Annotated in this window: 31 protein-coding genes, 1 other RNA gene and 1 other annotated feature; of the genes, 4 read left to right on the top strand and 28 right to left on the bottom strand. The window is 37.5% G+C overall.

Annotated elements, in window-relative coordinates:
• Nucleotide 1: 1 nt before the first annotated feature.
• The 21 genes from K5Q14_RS04635 to ezrA all read right to left on the bottom strand — a co-directional run bounded on the left by K5Q14_RS04635 (nt 2) and on the right by ezrA (nt 14958).
• Nucleotides 2-925 (bottom strand): DNA polymerase III delta subunit-related protein, encoded by a 924-nt coding sequence (locus K5Q14_RS04635; protein WP_220734653.1) that lies wholly within the window; start codon nt 923-925, stop codon nt 2-4.
• Nucleotides 925-1254: a cyclic di-AMP receptor DarA gene (darA, locus tag K5Q14_RS04630; RefSeq protein WP_220734652.1), complete on the bottom strand. Its 330-nt coding sequence runs from the start codon at nt 1252-1254 to the stop codon at nt 925-927. The genes K5Q14_RS04635 and darA overlap by 1 nt, the downstream gene beginning before the upstream one ends.
• Before the next feature lie 5 nt (nt 1255-1259).
• Nucleotides 1260-1904: a dTMP kinase gene (gene tmk, locus K5Q14_RS04625; RefSeq protein WP_220734651.1), complete on the bottom strand. Its 645-nt coding sequence runs from the start codon at nt 1902-1904 to the stop codon at nt 1260-1262.
• A gap of 74 nt (nt 1905-1978) precedes the next feature.
• Nucleotides 1979-2245 carry a YaaL family protein gene (locus tag K5Q14_RS04620; protein WP_220734650.1) on the bottom strand — a complete coding sequence of 89 codons (267 nt, stop codon included), beginning with the start codon at nt 2243-2245 and terminating at the stop codon, nt 1979-1981.
• A complete protein-coding gene (recR, locus tag K5Q14_RS04615) occupies nt 2242-2847 on the bottom strand; it encodes a recombination mediator RecR (protein WP_220734649.1) in 606 nt (201 codons plus the stop codon). Before recR ends, K5Q14_RS04620 begins: the two co-directional genes overlap by 4 nt.
• Nucleotides 2848-2886: 39 nt before the next feature.
• The gene (dnaX, locus tag K5Q14_RS04610; RefSeq protein ID WP_220734648.1) at nt 2887-4653 is read right to left on the bottom strand and encodes a DNA polymerase III subunit gamma/tau; all 1767 of its coding nucleotides are present in this window, start codon (nt 4651-4653) and stop codon (nt 2887-2889) included.
• Nucleotides 4654-4763: 110 nt separating this feature from the next.
• Nucleotides 4764-4851, bottom strand: an RNA gene (gene ffs, locus K5Q14_RS04605) — signal recognition particle sRNA small type.
• 23 nt (nt 4852-4874) lie between these two features.
• Nucleotides 4875-5393 carry an HD domain-containing protein gene (locus K5Q14_RS04600; protein WP_220734647.1) on the bottom strand — a complete coding sequence of 173 codons (519 nt, stop codon included), beginning with the start codon at nt 5391-5393 and terminating at the stop codon, nt 4875-4877.
• Between the two features lie 73 nt (nt 5394-5466).
• Nucleotides 5467-5964 (bottom strand): nucleoside deaminase, encoded by a 498-nt coding sequence (locus K5Q14_RS04595; protein ID WP_220734646.1) that lies wholly within the window; start codon nt 5962-5964, stop codon nt 5467-5469.
• Nucleotides 5942-6583 (bottom strand): class I SAM-dependent methyltransferase, encoded by a 642-nt coding sequence (locus K5Q14_RS04590; RefSeq protein WP_220734645.1) that lies wholly within the window; start codon nt 6581-6583, stop codon nt 5942-5944. The genes K5Q14_RS04595 and K5Q14_RS04590 overlap by 23 nt, the downstream gene beginning before the upstream one ends.
• Before the next feature lie 133 nt (nt 6584-6716).
• The gene (gene rplL / locus K5Q14_RS04585; protein ID WP_220734644.1) at nt 6717-7082 is read right to left on the bottom strand and encodes a 50S ribosomal protein L7/L12; all 366 of its coding nucleotides are present in this window, start codon (nt 7080-7082) and stop codon (nt 6717-6719) included.
• A gap of 39 nt (nt 7083-7121) precedes the next feature.
• Nucleotides 7122-7682 carry a 50S ribosomal protein L10 gene (gene rplJ / locus K5Q14_RS04580; RefSeq protein WP_220734643.1) on the bottom strand — a complete coding sequence of 187 codons (561 nt, stop codon included), beginning with the start codon at nt 7680-7682 and terminating at the stop codon, nt 7122-7124.
• 27 nt (nt 7683-7709) lie between these two features.
• Nucleotides 7710-7826 (bottom strand) — a sequence feature (ribosomal protein L10 leader region).
• 38 nt (nt 7827-7864) lie between these two features.
• Nucleotides 7865-8557: a 50S ribosomal protein L1 gene (gene rplA, locus K5Q14_RS04575; protein WP_220734642.1), complete on the bottom strand. Its 693-nt coding sequence runs from the start codon at nt 8555-8557 to the stop codon at nt 7865-7867.
• Nucleotides 8557-9021, bottom strand: a complete 465-nt coding sequence (gene rplK / locus K5Q14_RS04570) for a 50S ribosomal protein L11 (RefSeq protein WP_220734641.1) — start codon at nt 9019-9021, stop codon at nt 8557-8559. The genes rplA and rplK overlap by 1 nt, the downstream gene beginning before the upstream one ends.
• A 127-nt stretch (nt 9022-9148) precedes the next feature.
• Entirely contained in the window at nt 9149-9778 is a 630-nt protein-coding gene (gene nusG, locus K5Q14_RS04565) for a transcription termination/antitermination protein NusG (RefSeq protein WP_220734711.1), read from the bottom strand.
• A gap of 152 nt (nt 9779-9930) precedes the next feature.
• A complete protein-coding gene (gene secE / locus K5Q14_RS04560; RefSeq protein ID WP_013231226.1) occupies nt 9931-10104 on the bottom strand; it encodes a preprotein translocase subunit SecE in 174 nt (57 codons plus the stop codon).
• Between the two features lie 11 nt (nt 10105-10115).
• Nucleotides 10116-10265, bottom strand: a complete 150-nt coding sequence (gene rpmG, locus K5Q14_RS04555) for a 50S ribosomal protein L33 (RefSeq protein WP_220734640.1) — start codon at nt 10263-10265, stop codon at nt 10116-10118.
• Between the two features lie 54 nt (nt 10266-10319).
• Nucleotides 10320-10910: a TetR/AcrR family transcriptional regulator gene (locus K5Q14_RS04550; protein ID WP_220734639.1), complete on the bottom strand. Its 591-nt coding sequence runs from the start codon at nt 10908-10910 to the stop codon at nt 10320-10322.
• 87 nt (nt 10911-10997) lie between these two features.
• Nucleotides 10998-12542, bottom strand: coding sequence for a YhgE/Pip domain-containing protein (locus K5Q14_RS04545; protein ID WP_220734638.1), 1545 nt, complete (start codon nt 12540-12542; stop codon nt 10998-11000).
• Between the two features lie 103 nt (nt 12543-12645).
• Entirely contained in the window at nt 12646-13191 is a 546-nt protein-coding gene (locus tag K5Q14_RS04540; protein WP_220734637.1) for a GNAT family N-acetyltransferase, read from the bottom strand.
• A gap of 54 nt (nt 13192-13245) precedes the next feature.
• Nucleotides 13246-14958, bottom strand: a complete 1713-nt coding sequence (gene ezrA / locus K5Q14_RS04535) for a septation ring formation regulator EzrA (protein ID WP_220734636.1) — start codon at nt 14956-14958, stop codon at nt 13246-13248.
• A 314-nt stretch (nt 14959-15272) separates the two neighbouring features.
• On the opposite strand from ezrA, the gene rpsD reads away from it, so the two are divergent.
• From rpsD to K5Q14_RS04515, 4 genes are all read left to right on the top strand, one after another.
• Complete coding sequence (rpsD, locus tag K5Q14_RS04530) at nt 15273-15884, top strand: 30S ribosomal protein S4 (protein WP_220734635.1); 612 nt, start codon at nt 15273-15275, stop codon at nt 15882-15884.
• Between the two features lie 115 nt (nt 15885-15999).
• A complete protein-coding gene (locus K5Q14_RS04525) occupies nt 16000-16371 on the top strand; it encodes a DUF1694 domain-containing protein (RefSeq protein WP_220734634.1) in 372 nt (123 codons plus the stop codon).
• A gap of 45 nt (nt 16372-16416) precedes the next feature.
• On the top strand, nt 16417-17703 hold the full coding sequence (locus K5Q14_RS04520) for a replication-associated recombination protein A (RefSeq protein ID WP_220734633.1): 1287 nt from the start codon (nt 16417-16419) through the stop codon (nt 17701-17703).
• Nucleotides 17704-18110: 407 nt separating this feature from the next.
• On the top strand, nt 18111-18554 hold the full coding sequence (locus tag K5Q14_RS04515) for a universal stress protein (protein WP_220734632.1): 444 nt from the start codon (nt 18111-18113) through the stop codon (nt 18552-18554).
• A 99-nt stretch (nt 18555-18653) separates the two neighbouring features.
• Here the strand turns inward: K5Q14_RS04515 and K5Q14_RS04510 are convergent, their stop codons facing one another.
• The 7 genes from K5Q14_RS04510 to K5Q14_RS04480 all read right to left on the bottom strand — a co-directional run bounded on the left by K5Q14_RS04510 (nt 18654) and on the right by K5Q14_RS04480 (nt 24525).
• Nucleotides 18654-19520: a helix-turn-helix domain-containing protein gene (locus K5Q14_RS04510; RefSeq protein ID WP_220734631.1), complete on the bottom strand. Its 867-nt coding sequence runs from the start codon at nt 19518-19520 to the stop codon at nt 18654-18656.
• Nucleotides 19520-20653, bottom strand: a complete 1134-nt coding sequence (locus K5Q14_RS04505; protein WP_220734630.1) for a D-alanine--D-alanine ligase family protein — start codon at nt 20651-20653, stop codon at nt 19520-19522. The genes K5Q14_RS04510 and K5Q14_RS04505 overlap by 1 nt, the downstream gene beginning before the upstream one ends.
• A gap of 60 nt (nt 20654-20713) precedes the next feature.
• Complete coding sequence (locus K5Q14_RS04500) at nt 20714-21715, bottom strand: DUF2785 domain-containing protein (protein ID WP_220734629.1); 1002 nt, start codon at nt 21713-21715, stop codon at nt 20714-20716.
• Nucleotides 21715-22935 (bottom strand): FtsW/RodA/SpoVE family cell cycle protein, encoded by a 1221-nt coding sequence (locus tag K5Q14_RS04495; protein ID WP_220734628.1) that lies wholly within the window; start codon nt 22933-22935, stop codon nt 21715-21717. The genes K5Q14_RS04500 and K5Q14_RS04495 overlap by 1 nt, the downstream gene beginning before the upstream one ends.
• Before the next feature lie 64 nt (nt 22936-22999).
• A complete protein-coding gene (locus K5Q14_RS04490; protein WP_220734627.1) occupies nt 23000-23209 on the bottom strand; it encodes a DUF2969 family protein in 210 nt (69 codons plus the stop codon).
• Between the two features lies 1 nt (nt 23210).
• Entirely contained in the window at nt 23211-24203 is a 993-nt protein-coding gene (locus K5Q14_RS04485; RefSeq protein WP_220734626.1) for a rod shape-determining protein, read from the bottom strand.
• 100 nt (nt 24204-24303) lie between these two features.
• Entirely contained in the window at nt 24304-24525 is a 222-nt protein-coding gene (locus K5Q14_RS04480) for a DUF1146 family protein (protein WP_220734625.1), read from the bottom strand.
• Nucleotides 24526-24570: the final 45 nt, after the last annotated feature.

Below are 24570 nucleotides of genomic sequence, written 5' to 3'. Positions count from 1 at the left end.
GTTATTCTCCTAGGGCAATCGTCACATCAAGCACAATTTTTTCAAGTCGCGTTTGTAACGACACATTGTTCTGACGTATGCGATCATCAATGAACACCGCATCACTTGCTCTTACTACTTGTTGTTTTGTGTAATGCTGCCTCAATGTTTTATATAAGCCAACTAACATTGGAAATATCAACATATCATCCGGAATTTCACCAAAGACAACCGTGTCACGTGATAGTTGATGTAGCCAATTAAAAAATAATTGTTGTTGTTGATCATTTTTTAATTGATTAACAAGGTGTGTTTGTACGTATACAAAAGCTTCAATGCGGCGTTGCATCATTAACTCAAACCACTTAAATAAAATTAATTGCGTCGCCTGCCGCCACTCATCATCAACTAAATCACTTACTGAATCTACTATTGTTTCAGGCAGCAAGTGCACAATCTGGGCGCGTGATTGAATGGTTGTCATCACCTCGTTGAGATTTTCTGCTAACATCACAATCAATTGCGGACCAGTCGGTTCCTCAATAAATTTTAATAAGGCATTACCAGATTCAGCATGAAGCGTTTCTACAGCATCAAAAACAAAAACCTTGCGTGTGCTTTCTTGAGCAACCGTCACAAACTCGGGTTTTAAGGCTCTAATTTGATCGACTTTCCAAGTTCTATTTGTACCTGTTCCACTTTTAGGCAAACTGGGTTTTATAATTTTAACATCTGGATGATCATTTTCCGTAATTCTTATGAGATTACGTTCAGTTGGGGTAACAATTTGCCATGCGAGATACTGAGAAAAAGCCAGCTTTTCTGGCTGACTTGGTCCAATAAATAAATAAAAATGGCTTAACTGACTTTTGCTAATTAAGTTCATAAAATGCGAAGCTTGTGTCGGATAAACCGTTTGTGTTATTGTTACGAAATTTGATTGCATTAGAACTGATGGAATGATTCAATACTTTGTGTGTAAACAGTGGCACCGCCAACTTCAACTTCAACCGGATAGACACCAACATGAGCGCCACCAGCATCTAAGCTCACTGGTGGTACCATATATTGTTTTCTCTTTTGTGAAACAGACTGAATCATGTCAAGTACCGATTGAACACGTTCATCTTCAATAGCAATTAAAAATGTTGTATTTCCTGAGCGTAAAAAGCCACCCGAAGTCGTTAAACGTGTTGCACGTACATTTGCTTTGACAAATACATTGCTTAATTTAGTTGTATCTTTATCCTGAACAATAGCCGTAATAAGTTTCATAAAAATTACTCCTTTCGAGCTTTAAGCGTTTTTAACAACAATAGACGTGCATCAGCCACTACTTGATCTAATGACTGTGTCGCATCAATTATTTTAATTCTATCAGAAAAGTCATGTTGTAGTTGTAAATATGTTTGTCGAACTGTCTGATGAAATGATAAGTTTTCTTTGTCTAATCGATCGATTTTCCCTTGACGATTTGCTTTAACGCGTGCCAAACCAAGCTCTGGTGGCACATCAAAATAAATTGTCAAGTCTGGCATTAAACCTTCTGTAGCAAATTGATTAATTTGCCATATATTATCAACACCTAATCCTCGACCACCCCCTTGATAGGCTAAAGAACTATCAATGTAACGATCAGAAATAACTACTTTACCTGATTTCAAGGCTGGTAATATAATTTCTACCAAGTGTTGGCGACGTGCGGCTGTATAAAGCAAGGCCTCTGTTCGTTCATCCATACCATTATCTTCAGCAGGTTGCAATATGGCACGGATTGCTTCAGATATTGGATTGCCTCCCGGCTCACGCGTCGTAACTAAGTCATCCCCGAGTAAAGGTTTTAATTCAGAAATTAAAATTTCCAAAACACTAGTTTTACCCGCACCTTCTGGCCCTTCAAACGTAATAAATAATGGTTTTGTCATGATATTGGTATCCTGTTTCTTAGTTTCTTACAGTTAAGACAAAAAATAATAGCATTTTAACATGGGTCACAGCATCAAAATTGATTACGATCAGTTTTTAAAACATGTGTTTGCATGTGACCAACTGTTTTCCGGCGTCTTGCCTCGCGATAAAGGTAATTAAATTTTGCTTTATTTAATGCTGTTTGAGCCTGTATTAAGCGTACATTTACTTGACCATCTAATAACGCTTCTTCGGAATTTTTCGCCATATCCCAATCTATTTTTGCCTTATCAACTTGAAAAACAAGGGCTTGATCATATTCATGACGTAAGTCACGCTTTTTTTTCCCAAAAATCATAATTCTGTTCGTCCTTGTACGGCTTTAATAAGTGTTAACTGGTCTGCGTAATCAATATCAGACCCAACTGCTAACCCATGTGCTAAACGTGTCACCTTAATTCCTGCCGGCTTGAGTAGCCTTGCAAGATACATCGCTGTTGCTTCACCTTCAGCAGTAACATTGGTCCCAACAATCACCTCATCAATTTCTTGATGCTCTGATAAACGTCGAATTAAACTAGGTAAATTAATATCTTCTGGTCCTGTTCCCGCACTGGGTGAGATGACACCGTTCAAAACATGATAAAGGCCATGATAATCTCTCGTGTTTTCCATGGCCATGATATCGCGAGAGTTTTCGACGACAAACACTGTCGACTGATCACGTGTGAGATCTCGACAAATTACACACGGATTAATACTATTTTCAGTAATATTACCACACACCGAACAAAATGTCAGATCTTTTTTAGCAGAAACAAGTGATTTTGAAAAATCATTCACATCTGTTTCGTCCATGCCTAGCGTATAAAAAGCTAAACGTGTAGCAGTTTTTGAACCAATACCAGGTAATTTTGTGTAACTATCTATTAATTTTGCAATAGGTTCTGGATAATCCATAGATTAAATGGCTACATGAGCCAATCCTTTCTTTTATTATTAATCAATAACAGTTACAATATCACTACCAAACATTTCTTTTGCGGCCGCAACAACAGCTGGTTCTGTTTCTTTGATCACTGTTTTTGGTTCTTCTAAATTGATTGCTGACGTTTGACTACTCACACGTGGCAAATCGGTTAAATTAATGTGTTGCGTCACACCTGATTTGAGATTTTTGACATATGCTGCACGTTCTTGATGCCAATCTTCCTGTGAAATAAATACCATTGATATCGGTAAATGTTGCTCTCGTAGTGCTTTCTCCAAATTATTTTGCATTTGAGCATCATTTAACGCCTGTTCAAGCAACGCTGGATAATCAAATGCTAATACTAAAGCCTCCTCGCTCGCGGCGACAGGTTCAGCAATTGTAAGCATTGCTTGTTGCGCAACGTTAAACTGTGTGATAAGTGTCGGCCAATTGCTTTTTGCACGACTCAACGCCTCACGTTTAGCTAGCTGTAACACAGCAAACACTGCTTGTTGCCCAGTTCGAACTAATAATTCATTATCAGCATTATGACTTATTTGCTCAGATAATACCGGAGCAATGACTTGTTCTTGTTCGGCAACACTAGGCGTTATATTTTTAACTTTTTCAGTAACTATAGGTTTGGCATTTATTGTTCGATCTTTTTGATCATTTTTATTTTTGACTGGTGAAGACATAAGTGATTCATCGTTTACCGATGACTTTTCAAGGGAGCTTGATACGATTGCTACAGGTTCGACAAGCATACTTAATTTTACCGTTAGTAGTTCTAGATACACGTCGCTTTGCATAGTCTGCATCAACTGTTTTTGAATACCGTCTAATATCAACATCATTTGTTCAATACGTGCTATGCCAAGTTTTTTTGACAATGCTTGTAATTCTGATAATTGAATTGTTGACTTAATCAATTCTTCTGCAACATCAACAAGCATAATATCTCGTAATAAACCAATAATATCTACAACAAGCCGTTGTGCATCTTTACCTTCAATTAAAATATCGTGCAACACTTGTAAACTTCTAGGTGTATTGCCAGCACTTACGGCTTTCACATACGCTAATAATTCTGTTGTCGTCGTTGATCCTGTGACTTGTAAGGCATTATCGACCGTCACATTATCAGTACCAAACGCAATAACTTGGTCTAATATTGACAAAGCATCACGCATGCCACCTTCAGCAACATTTGCAATAATACGGAGTGCATCATCTTCGTACGCGATCTGTTGTTTATTCAATACGTCTACTAAACGCGCCTTTATGACTAAACTATCAATACGTTTAAACTCAAACCGTTGTGTACGTGACAAAATAGTGACTGGTACTTTTTGCGGTTCAGTTGTTGCCAAGATAAATTTCACATTAGCTGGTGGCTCTTCTAATGTTTTAAGTAATGCGTTGAAAGCACTATTTGATAGCATATGCACTTCATCAATAATATATACTTTAAACTCTGCCTCAATTGGGGCATAATCAACATTTGACAAGATATCACGCATATCTTCAACGCGACTATTTGAAGCAGCATCAAATTCAACAATATCTGGTATTTGTGACTCATCTGTTGTTGGATCAATACCATTTATTTCACGTGCAAATATTTTAGCTGCCGATGTTTTTCCCGTCCCACGTGGACCAGAAAACAAATATGCATGTCCTGTTTGATGCGTTTCAATAGCATTTTTAAGCGTTTGTGTAATCACCTCTTGCCCAACCATATCATCAAACGTTCGTGGCCTGTAGACGCGATATAATGCCTGATATGCCAATGTCAACACCTCCATTACTAGTTTATTGCTATGTCATAAAAACTCGTCTACTACATCTGTCTTGTTAAAGACCACAAGTTATTTACAAAAAAAGACCGCAATGCGGTCAAATATGTACACAAGCACAGTATTGAACAACCTTAGAGCTGCTACATTCCTGTCCTGACCCAGTTCGAGAGCCAACACTTGCCTGCCTTATTATTATATCTAATTTTTAAAGTTTACGCAAATACTTCTGCAATTTTTTTAGTCCATTTTGTATGCCACTTAAAATACGTTAAGTATGCCTTGGGTACAAGGTATTCATTAACTGCAGCGAAATCATCCACAATTGACACAATCCAACTTTCACGATATTTAGGTAATGCAATTGTTGCACCAAACATATGCTTTAAAATAATATCTGCTTCTTTTGAATTGATATGAGTAATTTTCTGCGCATTTTTTAATGCAACACGAGGATGAACATAAGCATGTGATCCTTCTTCAAACTTAGTCACACGCCAGTCATAATAAAACATATCGTGTAACAGGCCTGCACGTGCAGTAGCAGTTTCATCTGCACCAATTTTTTTAGCAATCAGATAAGAACGATATGATACCGAAATAGAATGGCGTAAACGATTTGAAAAATGATGTTGTGTATATTGTGACAGCTGTTGTACTTCATCGTGTTGTAACAAATCATCCACGATGTTTAAATACTCTTGGTCGTTACGCCAAGCATTCGGATTTTGCATGTATAATTTTCCTCATTTGATAAGTCTGCCTATATTATAATACTAAACAGAATAATTGTGTATTAATTTGCACTTATTTTTTATCAAGTTTACGCTGTAACCGAATTTTTTTAAAAAAATTCTGTAATAATGCACCACCTTCGGCACCACGAATATTATTGTGAACGTCAGCACGATGATTTAAACGGTCATCTTCTAGCAACTGATATAAAGATCTTGTACCACCACCTTTGCTATCTTCTGCACCATAATAAACTGACGGAATACGTGCGTTGATGATTGCTCCTGCACACATAATACAAGGTTCAAGCGTCACAAACAAGGCTGTATCTTCTAAACGCCACGAACCTAATACGCGATTGGCAGCTTCTATAGCTAATAATTCTGCATGTGCTGTCGCTATTTGATCTACCTCTCGATGATTGTGCGCACGAGCAATAATGACATTGTCTTTTACAATAACCGCGCCAATAGGCACTTCACCATCAGTTTCAGCAAGTTTCGCTTCATTTAACGCAACTTGCATGAAATAATCAATCTGTTCGCTACTAAACGTTGGTTGTTGGTTCATATGTGCTCTCCAAGATATAATAACCTTTATCTTTGTGAATAACTTTTACATTTCCAAAAACGGCGGCCATATTTTTTTGCGCTGAAGGTGCGCCTTGTTTTTTTTGTAAAACTGCAATTAATTTACCACCTGGCAGCAAATATTGAATACTTTCTTGTAACATTGCCGTCACAACATGTTTTCCAGCACGAATAGGAGGATTTGCCAATATTAAGGCATACTTATCAGATATATTAGCATATATATCTGATTGAAAAATGTTAACTAAATTACTCACGCCATTTTGTTCTGCATTCTTACGCGCTAATGCCAAAGCACGTTCATTGACATCTGTCATATCTACTGGTTGCTGTAAGTATTTTGCCGTAGCTACACCAACTGGTCCATAACCCGTCCCAAGATCTAATATTTTCCCTGAAATAATCGTTGTTTTTTTTAATGCATTGATCATTGTTCTTGTACCAAAATCGACGGTTGATTTAGAGAAAACACCACTATCGGTTGTAAAGTGTAATTGATGACCTAATAAATCAAAATCAAAATTCTGATAATGATGTTCTGAATTTGGACTAGCTGTAAAATACATTTCTCCAGCAATTTTTTCGTTAGATTTATCCATTAATAGCTCCTTAAGTCTTATGTACAAAAAAAGAAGTACCGAAGCACCCCTTTTAATATAGCAATTTAGTGATGATTTCAAATTAGAAAATCTCAACTTATATTGCCTAATTCATAATTTCGAAAAAACGAAATTACTTCAATGCTACAGCTGCACCAGTTGCTTCCAAAGCTTCTTTTAATTCGTTGGCAGCAGCTTCATCAAGACCTTCTTTAACGATTGAAGGTGCACTATCAACTAAGTCCTTAGCTTCCTTCAATCCAAGACCAGTTGCTTCACGAACTGCCTTGATAACCTTAACCTTAGCAGTACCTGCTGAAGTCAATTCTACGTCAAAGTCTGTCTTTTCAGCTGCTCCGCCGTCAGCTGCTCCAGCTGCTGCTACAGGTGCTGCTGCTGAAACGTCAAATTCTTCTTCGATTGCTGAAACCAAATCAGCCAAATCCAAGATTGTTGCATCCTTCAATGATGCGATAATCGCGTCTTTATCAAAAGCCATGATTAAATCCTCCAATTTTTTGTATGTTAGTTTTTTTAATTATTCAGCATCTGTTGCTGCTTCAGCAACAGGTACTTCTTCGGTAGTAGTGGCTTCGCCACCATTTTCCTCTTCCAACTTTTCCTGCAATGCCTTAACAACATATGCAAATGAACGGATTGGGAATTGGAATTCGGCCAACAATTGTCCAAACAAGCCTTCGCGTGATGGCAAAGATGCATATTTGTTAATGTCGTCCAAGTTAGCAATGTTGCCATCGACAACACCACCCTTGATTTCCAACTTTTCGTTGGCGTCAGCAAATTTCTTCAAAATACGTGATGGTGCAATAGCATCATCATTTGAAAATGCAACGGCTGAAGGACCGGCAAAAATGTCGTTCAATTCAGCAAATCCAGCTTTTTCAGCGGCACGTGTCAAAATTTTGTTCTTGATAACTTCAAGCACAACACCTTCTTGACGCAATTGATGACGCAAATCTGTAGATTGAGCAACTGTCAATCCACGAGCATCAACAACAACTGCTGAGGCAGCATTCTTGAATTGATTAGCAATTTCTTCAACTTTTTGTGCTTTTACTGCAATAGCTTTTTCACTCATGATATATATTCTCCTTTCATAATATTATTTTGCAAAAGAAATCCCGTGTACCAAAAGACACACGGGAAAAGTTTTTTAAACTTCCTCGGCAGGATATTAAGGTACACGTACCTCCTGAGTCTTAGGCAAAATGATTTAATTTACTTAATAAGTATATCAAACGAAGTTGATATCGTCAAACTTTACAATGCGTTAACATCCAAAGCAACGGCTGGGCTAACTGTTGAAGAAAGTGAAGCGTGTTCTACATATGCACCTTTAACAGCTGCTGGGCGAGACTTTAAAACAGTGTCAGCAATTGTTTTGATGTTTTCAGCCAACTTAGCTTCATCAAATGATACACGACCAACAGGCACAGCAACGTTTCCGTCACGGTCTGTACGGTATGTTACTTGTCCGCCCTTGGCATCTGAAACAGCCTTAGTAACATCCATTGTAACTGTACCGGTCTTTGGGTTAGGCATCAAGCCCTTAGGACCTAAGATACGTGCAACGCGACCAACTTGCGCCATCATATCTGGTGTAGCGATGGCTGTATCAAAGTCCATCCATCCACCCTGAATTTGTGCAACTAAGTCAGCAGCACCAACAACATCTGCTCCGGCAGCTTCCGCTTCCTTAGCTTTGTCGCCTTGTGCAAAGACAATAACTTTCTTGTCTTTACCTGTGCCATTTGGTAACACAACAGCACCACGTAATTGTTGATCTGCTTGACGCGTGTCAACATTTAACTTAAAGACAACTTCAACAGAAGCGTCATAGTTAGCGTAATCAATTTCTTTAATTAAAGCTACTGCTTCATTCAAAGCATAGTTCTTTTCAACTTCTACTTTTGCTAACGCTGCAGTATATTTTTTACCATGTTTTTGAGTCATTATTCTGCATCCTCCTTGATTGCTGTACCGTCAACAGTCAAGTCAACACCTTCAACAGTAACACCCATTGAACGTGCTGTACCTTCAATCATACGCATAGCTGCTGTTACGTCATTGGCATTTAAATCAGCCATTTTGTTTTCAGCAATTGCACGAACTTGATCCAAAGTAACGTTTCCAACCTTTTTAGTATTAGGTTCTCCTGAACCCTTACCAACGATTTTACGTAATTGGTCAGCAGCAGGTGGTGTCTTTGTAACGAATTCGAATGAACGATCATCGAAAACAGAGATTTCAACCGGAATGATTGAACCTGCTTGTTCTGCAGTACGCGCATTAAATTCTTTTGTGAATTGCGCAATGTTAATACCGGCTTGTCCCAACGCAGGACCAACTGGTGGTGCTGGCGTTGCTTTAGCAGCGGCAATTTGTAGTTTAACTACTGTTGTAACTTTTTTAGCCACGATTTTTTCCTCCTCGTGTTGTGGTAGACGCAGCTTAAGTGCTGCTCCCACGCATGTCGATGACATACCCATTAATTATATAAGATAATGTCTTTTTTCGCAAGTATTTATTGCAATTTGTACTATCTTAAGCTTCATCTAAAACAGTATCAACATCAGCAAAGTCTAATTCCGTTGGTGTTTCACGTCCAAACACTTCCACCGTTGCTTCCAATGTCTGTTTCTCAACATCAACCGTTGTAACAGTTGCTTCCATACCAGAAAAGGGCCCAGTAATGATTTTAACTGTTTGTCCAATCTCAACGGTTAAATCAACTACTTCACGAGTGACCATACCCATACGCTTCATCAAAAGATCAACTTCTTCAGGCATTAATGAATTTGGCTTTGATCCGGCCCCGTGAGAACCCAAGAATCCTGTGACACCAGGTGTGTTACGCACAACATACCAAGCTTCATCGGTCATATTGTAGTCATGTGGTGTTGCCATTTCAACTAAAACATAACCCGGAAAATCGTTTTCAACAGACGTTTTTGCTTCGCCATCTTGAATAGTTGTCACTTCTTGTTCTGGCACCAAAATTCGGAAAATTTGTTCCGACATCCCCATTGTTTGTGTACGGGACTCTAAGTTAGCTTTCACTTTGTGTTCATAACCGGAATAGGTATGGACAACGAACCACGATTTTTCAATGTTATCGTTATTATCAATCGTTTCTTCTTTGTTTTCTTGTGATAAGTCGTTATTTTCTGACATAATTAATGTGCCCAATTCGTTCATCATTACTTTTGACCTATAGTAATCATTCAACGTTTTCTAAGGCTTCTCCTTTTTTGCTATAAAAAAAGACCTCGTAAAGAAGTCCTTGCTGATACTACTAGTATACTATATTTTGAATAATTTCGCTATTAATTTAGAATGAAATTAAATCCACTTTGCAAAAGCCAGTCTACGCCACCTAAAAATAACGCAAAAACAACTGAAACAGTGATAACTGTCACCGTTTCTTTAGATGCTTGTTCTTGTGATAACCAAGTTACTCGCTTCATCTCTGCTGCAACGTTTCTAAAATACTTCAACATATTTCTAACCTTTACTTTGTTTGCTGGTGTAATGTGTGCTTGCCACAAAAAGCACAAAATTTGTTAACTGCAAGACGCTCTGTGCGATCTTTTGATAATGCTACCGTGTAATTACGCGAACCACAAATTGTGCACGCGAGTGATACTTTTTGACTAGCCATATGTGTTGTCTCCGTTAAATTCTCATTATATCATACCATCTACCCGTACAAAGTTCAACGTTCTGAGACACCATAAAGAATGAGATCAAGCAATTGTTGTATTCTTTCTGTCATATCTACTGTGCCATTAAGACGATGGAAATCACCGAATAACGGTGCCAAACTGGTAATATAAAAGGAACTGGCTACACGAGAATCAACATGTTGACGAAGATTCAATGCTTCTTGATCAAAAAATTTTGCGATTGGTGCCACGTAATCACGGCCAAAAACAAGGCCCAATTCTCTTTGATTTGCTAACGATAGTAGGTTAAAGCTCCCATGTATCAAGGTGAAAACATCACGCGGATGACGCCTAACAATAACTTGTGTCATAGCAACAAGCTGATCACTAGGTTGATCATATGATTGGCTTAAAATAACAAGCATACCATCTGATACTTGTTTCCCTACCCGTTTGATGACTTCAACAAACAAGGCCTCTTTATCGCCAAAATAATGATACAACGCCGGCTGTGTGACGTTGAGTACTTTAGTAATTTCGCGTGTCGTTGTTTGTTCATACCCTTTTGCTAAAAATAAGTCTGTTGCTGCCAGCAAAATGCGTTCACGTGTGACTTCACTTGTACTTGTTTTTGTTCTCATACCATTATTTTACACCCTTTTTAATCGCAAAATAATACAATTTTGCTCATATTTGTAACTTTTACTAATCACTTAGTAACTTGCTGTTCAATCAACTAGTATTTCTTTAAGATTTTGACGTTGCTTTACGCGATAGTATGTCACTAATAAAATAGTGATAATAAGTAGCCAAATTATTATTATAGCCAGATTTTGTTGTACATTGCCACCAAATATTAACTGATTAATCGCACGCTTTAAGGCAGTCAACGGTAATAGACTACGTATAACATTAAAAGCAGTCGTTGACACGCTGCTAGGTAGGGATGTGACTGTAAAAATAAGTTGCCCGATCATCAGAACTATTGACAACCACCAGCCACTTTGACCTAAGACTTGTTTTAAATACCAAACAATACTCATCATCGCCCAAGAAGCCAACAAAGTCACAGTTGTGATGGCGAAAATTTTTGCTAATGATACCTGCCAAAATACCGCACTGAGTGTCATCAGCATGACACTCACAAGACTCATTATCCCGCCAACTTGGAAATTGCGCCACCATTGTTCCAATGCAAGCATTTCTGACTTGGTTGATTTTATTGGTAATATTAAGCCAAATAAAACAGATAACAAAGTCACACCAATTGCTAATAGGTTCGGTAAAATAAGTTGACCATCTTGCTTAACAGGTTGCATATCTGTCATATCAAAAACCATCATTTGTGATAATGGTGACGAATTTTTACTTGATTCTTGGTCACCTAGTGTATCTTTTAATTTGCCAGCGATATCAGACTGCCCTTTTTGAATCTTCTTTGCACTTGATTGAATAATACCAGATTCATCACTCAACGATTTTGTGTTATTTAAATTAGCTGCCATATTACTAATACCACCGACGACAGACGTTTGCATTGTATAGGATACATCATTAATCGCTGAAGCCATTTCACTTATCTTAGTAGTATCTCCTGCGCTAATCGCATCATTAAGTTGTGCGGAATAGCTTGCTAATTTTGCCGTTTCTTCTTGTGCTGTGCTTTGAAGATCACTAGCTGTCTGCGCATTAATGCCATTTCCAACAGCTTGCAAATTAGTCTGTAAATCGTTTGCTTGTTGAGATAAATTTTGACTTTGATTTGCCAAATTTTTTAACATTGAACTATTAGCCGTTCCGACCATCAAAAGCGCATTTTCACGATTCAACGCTTGCGTTAATTGGCGTTGCAAATATTGCGATGCAAATTGACTTTGCCCACTAGCAATTATTTGTTGCAAATTAACCGTTTTCCCAGATTTTTGAAAATCTGATAGCTGGTTTGTCAATGCTGCTGGCATAACCACAATGGCACTAATTTCACCATCACGTAAAGCTGACTCGGCTTGCTTTTTTGTTGGGTAATTGACAGTAGTGAATGTTTTTTCATTGCGTAACCGACGCGAAAAATCAGTCCCAATATTTTGTTGTTTCCCACGATACCGACCGCCATCATCTAAATTAACCACCGCCACCTTTAATCTACTGGCCTGTTGGGTCGTATGTCCCATTGTGACTAAGAAACCTGCTACAAATATAACAGGTATGATAGCAGCAACTAACCACTTCACTAATTGTCGCTTATTTTTTAATAAATATTGCCAACTTGACATAAAAACCTCTTCTATTTACGATATACCTTACTAGCATAACGATAAAATTTATCTTTTGGGGTATCTTTATAAATTTTTATGACTTTTACAACATTTTTTCAAATTAATAGTTGATTTGAAATTTCTCACGATATCGTGCAGATGACATATGCCAAACGACATGAGCTGATGTATCATTCATTTCTAATTTTTCAAATCCTAAACGTTCAGGTATACGGCGACTACTGATATTTTCACTGTCATGACTAATCCAAATATCAGCCAAATTCAGTTCAACAAATCCAATAGTCAACAAACTACTAACCGCTTCATGCATAAATCCTTTTCCTCGCTGTAAAGGTGTCAATACATAGCCAATTTCAGCATTGTTTTTTAATACATTTTGTCGAAAATCTATACTACCAATTAACTTATTTGTTTCTTGTAATGCAATACCATATTTTTTCGTGTTTAAAATATTTTGCCAAAAATAAGACTTTATCGCCTGATTTTTAACCTCCTCAACGCTATTGCTCACAGTCCCTGATAGCCATTGTACTGTATTTTCGTCACGCAACCATTGATACATTTGTGGTGCATCTGATAATAAAACACGTCGCAATAATAGCCGATCTGTGACTATTTCATCATAATCATCAATAGTATTCATATGTAATCTCCCCTCTTATTTATAAAAAAACCAGCATCAGCTGGTTTTTCTAATTTATAGTAATGGCGTCTTACGTCGCATATACGAATCGACTAATTTTTCATAAACGCCTGGCTCCACACTATCCAAAGCCGGGCCCAAAACATCCATTGCTTTATCAAAACTGTAATCTCGTTCGTAAAACATACGAGCCTGCTCACTAGCAGCGGCAACACGATCGCTACCTGTACGATAACGATTAGCGTACTGTAATAACTGTTCCGTTAAAGTTGCTTGATCGACAAGCGTTTCTGTTTTCTCTTTTAACGTATCAATATCAGCTGAAACAATATTAAGTTGTCTCTGTACCTCATCCATATCAATCAGATGTGCTTGCAATGATTTAGCTAATTTATTCAACTCATTAGATACTGCAAAGAAATATTCTAAGTAGCTTTCTGGTAGCCCAGGTAAATTCATACGTTCAACAGCTTGTTTAATCGTTTCAATTTCTTGTTGATATTGTCCACCAAATTGTCGGGCAGAATGCTGTGCTTTTTCAAGCCCTGATATTTTTTCCCAAATTTCAACTTGTTGATTCTCAATTTCTGAAAAACGCTTTAATTGACTGTCCTGTTTGGCACGTAACTCACTAAAAGACATTTCAGAAGCTTCAAGCAAATCATCATTATGATTAACTTGCTCCTCGGTAGCATTAATTTGTTCCAACAATGTACGTCGTGTCTCTAATTCTTTATGATTGAACTGGAATCTCTGCCCCAAACGATCCAATGTCATTGATAATTGACTGTTTTGCTCGCGTAACCGTAATAAATCTGATGACAACTGACCAGCATTTTTAGTTACTTCTTTTCTAGCCGTCACTTCTGTTTCCATCATGTCATACAATGTATCAATGCGTCGATCAATATAACCATTTTGTTCTGATACTTCTTTTAGTTTAAGCTCACCCAGTAATTTAAGCACCTGTTGGCGTTGTGCGTCAATTGCCTCAAGTTCTTGTACCAATGTATCGTTTGGGAAAACATAACCTTGACCAATGAGGTTCGTGTGTCCCTGTAGCAATTCGTTTAATTGTTCAACATACACTGTATCTAATTTTTCAAACAACACTGGAATATCAGCCATCATATTTTCCATTTGTGTTGTTTCCATGGCTAATTGTTCATAAATATCAGACGCTGTTGCATGATCCCCATCCTCTGTTAGACGTGTAAATTCATCATAATCACCTTCAAGCTGCTTCAAAAACTTATCTAGTCCTGAATTTGCTGGACCAAATTTAAAGTTTTCTGCCAACAACCGTTTACGTAAGTCATCATATTTCTTTTTTAAGTCGCTAATTGCTTCGCGATGTGCTTCGTCAATCTTTTTTAATTCTGTCAAGCCACTACGAACAGTGTTTATTGTGCTCTCCGTATCATCAACCATCGATTCCAAACGTGACAATTCGTGCCCTGTTTTAATGAAATTAATACCTCGTGCCTCAAATAAAACAAGGTTAGCTTGTTGATCAATTTTTAGAAATTTATTATTTTTAACATCATTAAAGCTAGCCTCTAAACTTTGATACTGTTTTAAAGACTGTCCTGTTAATGCCAACTTCCGTCCTTCAACCAATTCATCACGAACTTTTAAAGATGCTAATTGTTCTTTTTTAGTTTGGTATGTGTTCACTTTTTTTACTGTTGTTCGCTGCATGATAAATATTGCTAAGTATGCAATGACAACGATGCCTAAAACAATTACTAATATAGTCAGATTCATGTGTTTTTATCCCATTTTTTAATTGATAGTTTCATTCTATCACGCGATTAGATGTAATGCCGAGTATCGTAATGTATTTTGCTAAATCTCAAATCGTTTACACCTTTCTTAATAACTTGCTTCTCGTAACCATTTCTGTTATTATTAGAAGAAGTTGTTATTGAGTAGCAGTAAGTAAAGAAGCGCGTCAACAACGCCCCAAATCGTTAGTAAGGCCATAGCTACTGGTTCTGAGAAACGTCAAGTCCGGCGCTGCACGCATCTGGTACTTACCCCTCAAATGTACGACAAACTACATTTTGGAGGACATATATATGTCACGTTATACAGGTCCAAAGTGGCGCATTTCGCGTCGCTTAGGTGTTTCATTGTCTGGTACTGGTAAAGAATTATCACGTCGTGCTTACGCACCTGGTGATCACGGTGCAGGCCGCCGTGCTAAAATTTCTGAATATGGTACACAATTGCGTGAAAAGCAAAAGTTGCGTTTCACTTACGGTTTGACAGAACGTCAATTCCATTCTTTGTTTAACAAAGCTGGTAAAATCCGTAAGGGTACACATGGTACTAACTTTATGATTTTGTTAGAACAACGTTTGGATTCACTTGTTTACCGTCTTGGTTTGGCCACAACACGCCAACAAGCACGTCAATTAGTTAATCATGGCCATATTATGGTTGATAGCAAACGTGTTGATATTCCTTCATTCAGCGTAACACCTGGTCAAGTTATCTCAGTTCGCGACAAGTCAAAAACCATTGTCCCTATTCAAGTAGCTGTTGAATCAGTTGTTGGTCATCCACAATTCGTTTCATTTGATTCTGAAAAGCTTGAAGGCTCATTAGTTCGCTTGCCAGAACGTGAAGAGTTAGATGCTGACATTAACGAATCATTAATCGTCGAATATTATAACCGTTTGGGTTAATCACTTAATTCATTTGGTTAAAACGTCACCGTTTTGGTGGCGTTTTTCTTTTGTTTGTATTGTGATTTGAATATAACGTATAATAGATATACTACAACGTATCGGAGAATAAAACATGGATATCAATGAACGCTTACAGAAGGAACAACTCGGTGGTCAATCTCAAATCAACCCCGATGAACAAAAACATTATCTTGGTACATTTCGAGAACGTGTCGTGGTTGCCGTTAAATATTCACAACTAAACAATTTAGATGTGCAATCACAATTTGAATCAACCTTAAAATCAAACAGTTTGGGTAAAGTTTTAATTGATCAAAATATTGCTGGGGATAACTTTGCCCCTTATGTTGCTATAGCAACACGTACAAAGCACCCGTTCACACTACTTTCTCATACAACAAACTCTACATCTCAAAACGACCCAATCGCCGTTTTATTGGCAGCAGATACTGCCGTCAATATTGACAATATTTATTTAAATTAATAAGTTATTACTATAATAAAAAAAGGATCACCAAGGTTTAATATTATGCAGCAACCTCTCGCGTACCGTATGCGCCCAACTCAAATTGAAGAAATCGTTGGACAACCGCATTTAGTAGGTAGTGGCAAAATTATTCGACGCATGGTTGACGCTAAACGCCTGAGTTCCATGATTTTATATGGCCCACCAGGTACTGGCAAAACGTCAATCGCATCAGCTATTGCAGGATCTTCAAAATATGCATTTCGTATGTTGAATGCCGCTACTGATAGTCAAAAAGACCTTCAAATTGTTGCTGAAGAAGCTAAAATGTCCGGTACTGTCGTTTTATTACTAGATGAAATTCATCGATTAAACAAAATAAAACAGGATTTTTTATTACCCCACTTAGAATCTGGCTCAATTATTTTAATTGGCGCGACAACCGAAAATCCTTACATTAACGTGACACCAGCCATTCGATCACGAACACAAATTTTCCAAGTCTTGCCACTTACCGAAAATGACATCAAAATTGCTGTCAAACGTGCACTTAACGATAAGGAAAAAGGCCTCGGTAATTATAATGTTACCCTTGATGATAATGCAATGACACAGCTGTCTCGAGCAACAAATGGTGATTTGCGCAGCGCACTTAACGGCTTGGAGTTAGCTGTTTTGTCAACGCCACCTAATAAAAAAGATAATATCATTAATATAACGTTACCAATTATTGAAGAAACTGTACAACGTAAAGCAATGTCTGCTGATAAAGATGGCGATGCCCATTACGACGTCATTTCAGCTCTTCAAAAATCTATTCGTGGTTCAGATGTTGATGCTGCTTTACATTATGCCGCAAGAATTGTAGAATCTGGTGATTTGGCAATTTTAACACGCCGATTGACTGTTATTGCCTACGAAGACATCGGTTTAGCCAATCCATCCGCTGTTCAACATGCCGTAACAGCTATTCAGGCTGCTCAGACACTTGGGTTTCCGGAAGCACGAATTCCTTTGGCCAATGCAATAATTGAACTTGCACTTTCTCCAAAGTCAAATGCAGCCTATCAAGCACTAGATATGGCAATTGATGATATTCATTCAGGTAAAATATCAGATATCCCCAACCACCTAAAAGATTCTCATTATCAAGGTGCAGCTGATTTAGGTCATGGTACATCCTATATTTACCCCCATGATTTCGATAATGACTGGGTCCCTCAACAATATTTACCAGATAGTATTCAAAACACGTCATATTTTCAACCTAAAGGCAATTCTAAAATTGAACAATCGTTCCATGATATATATCACGCCTTAAAGTTACAACAAAAAAAGGGGTTACAATAGAAATTGTTTGAAACTAGTAATATGATTACTAGTTTCAAAATGTCAAGACTGGTTGTTACAAATTTTTCGCGTTATAATAAAGTATAGATTCCTCAGATATACGCATTGTTACATCATCAGCTTTTTCCTTACAACTTTTATTTCTCGGATGGGAATTTTCAGTTTGGCAGATAAGCCCTTTCATTCGGTAATCTAATAAGTGTTATGAACCATCCACCTCGACAATTCCGAGGAAAACCTGCGTAACGGTTAACGGTATCATGAGTGTCTCGGGCATGTCCCGTGCGTCCACAAATGTGGACGCTTTTTTATATAGAACATTTCGGCAACAAATGCTTAAAAATTATAGTAATTTATCAATGTAAGCGGTATACTTAAGGTATAAACAATACTAAAGGAGAATTCTTATGACAGCAAACTATAACAACATTTTAGTGCCAATGGATGGTTCGAAAGAATCAGAAGCAGCGCTTGTTCGCGCCATTGAGTTAACAACTGATGCCGGTGATAATGGTATACTATCAATTTTAAATGTCATTGATACGCGTGCTTTTCAAAATGTAGCCAGTTTTGATGATACGATGGTCGAAGCTGTCTCTGATGAAACTCGTAAAACACTTGATAAATACAAGCAACAAGCTATTGATGCTGGCGTTAAAAACGTCGATTATCTCATTGAATATGGTTCACCAAAGGCCTTGATTGCTAAAGATGTGCCGAATGAAGTTAATGCCGATATCATTGTTATTGGTGCCACTGGTTTAAATGCCGTTGAACGCTTGGTTATTGGTTCTGTTACTGAATTTGTAACACGCACAGCCGGTATTGATGTACTTGTTGTACGTGGTTAATCTTTAGCAGATTTCCTTCCTCCAATTCAATTAATGAACATCATATAAAAGTCGCCACCCTCGTATACGAGGGTGGCGACTTTTATATGATAATTTCAATTAGAACGCAACAGTATCTAAAGCTGACAAACGTTCTTCTGCTGTTTTACGGTTTGATAAGAGCGCTGCAATTCTACCATAGTGTATATGTCGCTTAGCAGACAGATCATTGCCTCGTTTTTTCTCAACATTAGCCAACAGCTCACTCAAATCAGGCACCCAAAATAAATCAACACGCTTACGCAACGCCAACAAACCTTCTTCTAATAATTGTGCTGCCTTATCTAATTCATTTTGTGCAATTAAGAACTCAGCATAGTATTGACGTCCTTGAAGTGCACCATGAAATTCTAATTCGTTTGCTGTTAATAAATCAGGTTCCAACTCAAAGGCTAAATCAAACTTTTCCTTAGCACTTTCAATGTCACCTTGTAGATAATAATTTGTCCCCATTTGACGATAAGCATAAAATGAGTAAAAGTCGCCCAATGATGGCGTTTTTTTGTCCACTGCTAAGCTAGCATAGTCAATAACTTTTGAAAAGTCTTTTTTATTGTAACAAGCATCAGTTGCTTTTAAAATATAATAGGCTTGCATTGTAGGTGCATTTTGACTCAATGCTTTTTCGAATTCTGCAAATTCAGCTAAAGCATCATGTTTCATCTGCAGTACAACTTTTCCCAACAATTCCTTAGCTTTTTGTGTTAGAAAATCGCCCGATACGAATTCTGATATTTCCAAATTCAAACGATCCAATATCGCTAGTAACACATCAGCATTAGGCACACGATTTTGGTTTTCAACTAAAGAAATCGTGGCTTGTGTTGTGATACCTTCTGCCAATTCAACTTGAGATAAACGCATTTTTTTACGTGCCGCACGAATGGCTTTGCCATCAAAATTATCTTTTCTACTATTTTTAACCATTAGTTAAACTTCCCTATCTTTTCTTCGCCCAAAGTAACAAATTGATAACTTAGTCGCGCATTTTTTTCAAATTCTTCAAAACCATATGTTATTAACATATCAACAAGCTTTACATTGTCAATATCTGAATAGTCCCACAATCGTTTAAATAACGACATGTTTGTAAAGCCAGGCAATGTATTCGGTTCACCCAGATATGGCACATCGTTCTCATCTAGCAAGAAATCCATTCTTGCCTCACCTCGCAAGTTCAAAACTTTATAAGCTTGTATGGCCATATCTTTTACTTCTTTAGTTACAGCTTCTGATAACTTTGCAGGGATTTCAAAAAGCACCTCTGAATTATCAACAAATTTATTATTGTAATCATACCATGCATCCCCAGAACCTTGATTTGGTAAGGTATGCGCACCAATTTCAGATACAATTGGCTCTTCATTACCAATAACACCAACTTCTAGTTCTCGTGAACCCTTAACAGCCTGTTCAACCAAAACTTTATAGTCGTATTGAAATGAATCTGCCAATGCTGCTTCAAATTCAACTGCAGTTTTAGCACGAGAAATGCCAACAGAGGATCCTTGGTTAGCTGCTTTAACAAAGACAATATCACCAAATGTCGCCACTACTTTATCCCATGTCCACTCTTTAGCTGTTTTGCTATCAAGCACCACATATTTTGTATTACGAATTTGGTTAACCGTTAATAATTCTTTAGTCATAGCTTTATCAAAGCTTACTGCATGACCGCGTAATGGTGCACCAACATAGGGTTTATTCAATAATTTAAACAATCCTTGTAACGTACCATCTTCACCCAAATTACCATGCACAACTGGGAAAAAAATATCAAAGTCGCCACCGGCACGTAATGCACTGATGCGAGCAAGCGGGTCAGTTGTATCAACGTTTGCCATATAGGCATCAACAATTGGCTGTTCGTCTTCTAAAGCTAACACACGTTTTGAACTCTCTGGATCTAAAAAGTAACCATTTTGTGCAATTGCAAAAACCGTTATTTGATATTTTCCGGTTGCATTAATTGCATCATAAAAATTTTGAGCTGAACGTTTCGATACATCGTGTTCTGATGAATTACCACCAAATAATAAAGCAACATGTTTTTTAGTCATTATATTTCACTCCGAATTTTATTATATCAAAAATGAGGTAATATTGCTAAACATAACCTTTTAAGTTAAGTAATCTTTTGTTTGTTCAGCATAATCATATAATTTTTTGGGTACGTTTTGTGAACCACGCAAAATAATTTCGTGAAAAAAACGTGACCTGTTATATAATTGATGCCATTGTGCTTCCGTTTTTAAACCGCGCTGTGTGACCAGATCTTTTCGCCATAATTTCAATGTTAACAGAACATAATCAGCATACAGTTCATGAGCATTAGCAGCATACATGATAACTTCAACTAACCGCTCAGTTTCGCCCATCATTAATGGTTGCTTCAGTTCACGGTAGCCTGCCAATATACTGGCCAACAAAAATAATTTATCGGCACGCATAATTTCTGGCATCATGAACAATTCAGCCAACACATTTCCACTATGCGTGAATGCATGTGCCCAACCGTTTGTACCAATAAATCCTCGTGTATCACGTTCAAGAGCAACATATAAAGCAATTTGGTTAATAACAAGATCTAATTGATCTGCAGACATAAAGTGTGTTTTAGTTCGCTGCGTAAAGAGCAATAATGACAACACTAGTATGCTAAACGATCGGCCATAGATACCATCATTTTCTGGCTCTAAAATATGTGAAAACAATTGTTCATCCGATACAAGACTTTGTGTTAGCCAACGGAGTTGATTTTCAGAAATTAACTCATTCTGTATTATATCACTTAGAAACAAAAAAGCGCCTGTGTCACGATATTTGGGTGATGGATTAGCTAGTTGTGAGATAGCTAATTGTATGTCTTCATCCAAAATTGGCGGTACTTTTATGTTATTTAATATATCATCATTCCGATGATCTAATTGGTGATCATAGGTTTGAAAACGTTCCAACGCATGTTCGCCATTTTCAGGTAAGACAACTGGCGTAAAGCCCTGAGATGGTAATGCTCTTAAATTTTCTGATATTATCGGGCCTAGTGATTGAAATAAGTCCCCTTTGCGTGTTTGTTGACGTAAGCCTCTAAATTTTTTCTTTATTTCTGTTAATTCATCCATTAAATTGAAAACCCTGTTGCTTCTTTAAACGTATCATTTTGTTGCTGATAACCAATTGTCAAAATTAAGCCAACTCCAATTAAATTACCTAGTAACGACGAACCACCTTGAGATATAAATGGTAATGGAATACCAGTTAACGGTAGTAAACCAATACTCATACCAATATTTTCAAAAACGTGGAACAAAACCATCATGACAACACCAGTTGCAATATAAGCATAAAAAGCGTTTTGTGCTTTAAATGTGGCTCGAATCAGCCGATAAATCAAACCAAAATATAAAGCAATTAATATTGTCCCACCAATAAAGCCAAAACTCTCACCAATAACCGAAAAAATCATATCAGATTCTCGAACAGGCACATAAACTTTTAAATTGCCAAAGCCATTGCCAGTAAGTTGTCCAGATCCAATTGCCTTTAAACTTTGAAATGTCTGATACCCTGATGCTGAGGTGTCTTGATCCGGATGCAACCAAGTTTGAATGCGATCAAATTGGTATAATTTAAATCCTAATGCATCAAGAATCGTTTTCCCAGGCGCTGAGGTTACTAACGCTAATAACGTCACACCTATTGTTGCTACGATAGCAATTACGGGCGCTAAGATTCGCCACGTGATGCCAGAAACCAAAGCAACGCCACCAAATATAGCAATAAATACTAACAACGTTCCTAAATCATTTTGCAAGGCAATTAACACCGCAATTGGCAAAAACCAAAGTGCCATTTTTCCTAATAGCAACCCGTCTGATCTTGTGGTGTGATGTTCATACAATCGATTATGCTGTGCGACAACACGACTCAACATCAAAATAAACGCTGGTTTAACAACTTCAGATGGTTGAAATGAAATAGGCCCGAGAACAAACCAAGATTTAGCTCCTGTTAAATTTGCCATCTGCCTATCATATAAAATTAAAACAGCAACTAGCAAAAATATACCTAATCCATAAGCTATTGGTGCCAAGCGCCAAAGTTGAGAAGCATCAAAACGTAATAAGAATAAAATAATTAATGTGCCAATTATCCAAAAAACACCTTGCACAATAGTCGTTTTTAAAGCCATTTGCATGGTTCCATATTGGGAATGAAGTGCCGCTTGAAAAACAGAGCTTAATCCAATAATCATAAATAATAATAGCGCTAAAATAATACCCCAGTCTAGTTCTGAACCGGATGTACGACTACTCATTTGTCTTGATGGCGTACGCTGCATGTCGATGTTCCTCGTCTATGTACAAGCCCTCATCATAAATACGATAAGGGCTTCTGTCATTATATTACTGATATAAGTTAAAACTAGCTAAAATAGCTTGTAGCGCTTCATCTTGTGTTTTAGCTTGGTTGATGACTGCTTGTTGTCCAAAATAGCCTACAAACCCACGTTCTGCCTTTTCGATATAACCAACTTGTTTATTATCGATCATCACTTGTGTTTGATCTGCCACAACAGTAAGGTCTACACTAAAATTTTGATTCTTCTTACGCATTTTATAACCCTTTACGATTTGATTTCATATGTTCAAGCAAGGCGCCTGCACCTTTGGCAACATTATCAAGTGGTGAATCAGAAACAACGACTGGTACTTCCAATGCATCAGCCAACAATTGATCCATGCCATGAAGAAGTGCACCACCACCTGTTAGCATAATGCCACGATCAATGATATCTGCTGCTAATTCAGGCGGGAGCTTTGACAAAACTGAATGTGCTGCGCGAACAATTTGTTGTAGTGTATCATGCAATGCTTCTTCCACTTCATTAGAATGAATTGTAATCGTTTTTGGCATGCCCTCGAAATTATCACGGCCACGAACTTCCATCGTCAAAGGTTCATCAACAGGAAGCGCAGAACCAATTTGAATTTTAATTGTTTCTGCTGTACGTTCACCAACAATCAAATTGTGATGCTTTTTTAAGTATGAAACAATATCAAAGTTCATTTTGTCTCCAGCCAAACGGATTGACTCAGAAACAACAATATCCCCTAATGACAAAACAGCAATATCAGATGTGCCACCACCCATATCAATAACCATTGATCCAATTGGCTTAAAAATATCTAATCCTGCACCAACTGCTGCTACTTTTGGTTCGTATTCCAAATATACTTTCGCACCACCAGCTTTTTCAGCAGCTTGAATAATGGCCTTACGTTCAATTTCAGTAATGTTAGTTGGTGCACAAATCATAATGTTTGGTTTTGACATAAAGCCTTTCACATTGAGTTTATCCACAAAATATGTCAGCATCGCTTCTGTCACATCAAAGTCCGAAATAACGCCATCTTTTAAAGGCCGTACGGCACGAATATTTCCTGGTGTACGACCCACCATACGATAGGCTTCTGAACCAACAGCTAACACACGATCTGACTTGTCATCAACTGCCACTACTGATGGCTCATTTAATACAATACCCTTGCCTTCTACATAAATGAGAACGTTAGCTGTTCCCAAATCAATGCCAATATCTTTTGCCATGTTTAATCTCCAAATTTATTATTTTCATAACTGGGCACGTACGCGCCGACTTGTCTGTATAATCTAATCAATTATACCATAATTATAAGATGCATTTAGACTACTTTCCAAATACTGCGCTTGGCATTGCTAGTATCCAGTTGGTCATCGAGATAAAAAAGCTCGCTAACAAATAGCCACAAACAATTGCCATGACAACTTTAAAAAACGTCGCCTGTGTCGGTGTATATGGCATAAATTTGGCAAAATTTATCGGCCTAATCAACCAAAAAACAAAGTAAACAGCAAGTATATTGATGCTCAACATAAATATTGGACTCATGGTATTTATTGTTCCCTCTTGTTTATTATCACATTTTTTAAGCGC

This window comes from Leuconostoc inhae (assembly GCF_019656015.1).
Classification (GTDB): Bacteria; Bacillota; Bacilli; order Lactobacillales; family Lactobacillaceae; genus Leuconostoc; species Leuconostoc inhae_A.
Note: the sequence above shows the minus strand (reverse complement) of the source record. Positions and strands in the feature narration are given on the sequence as shown.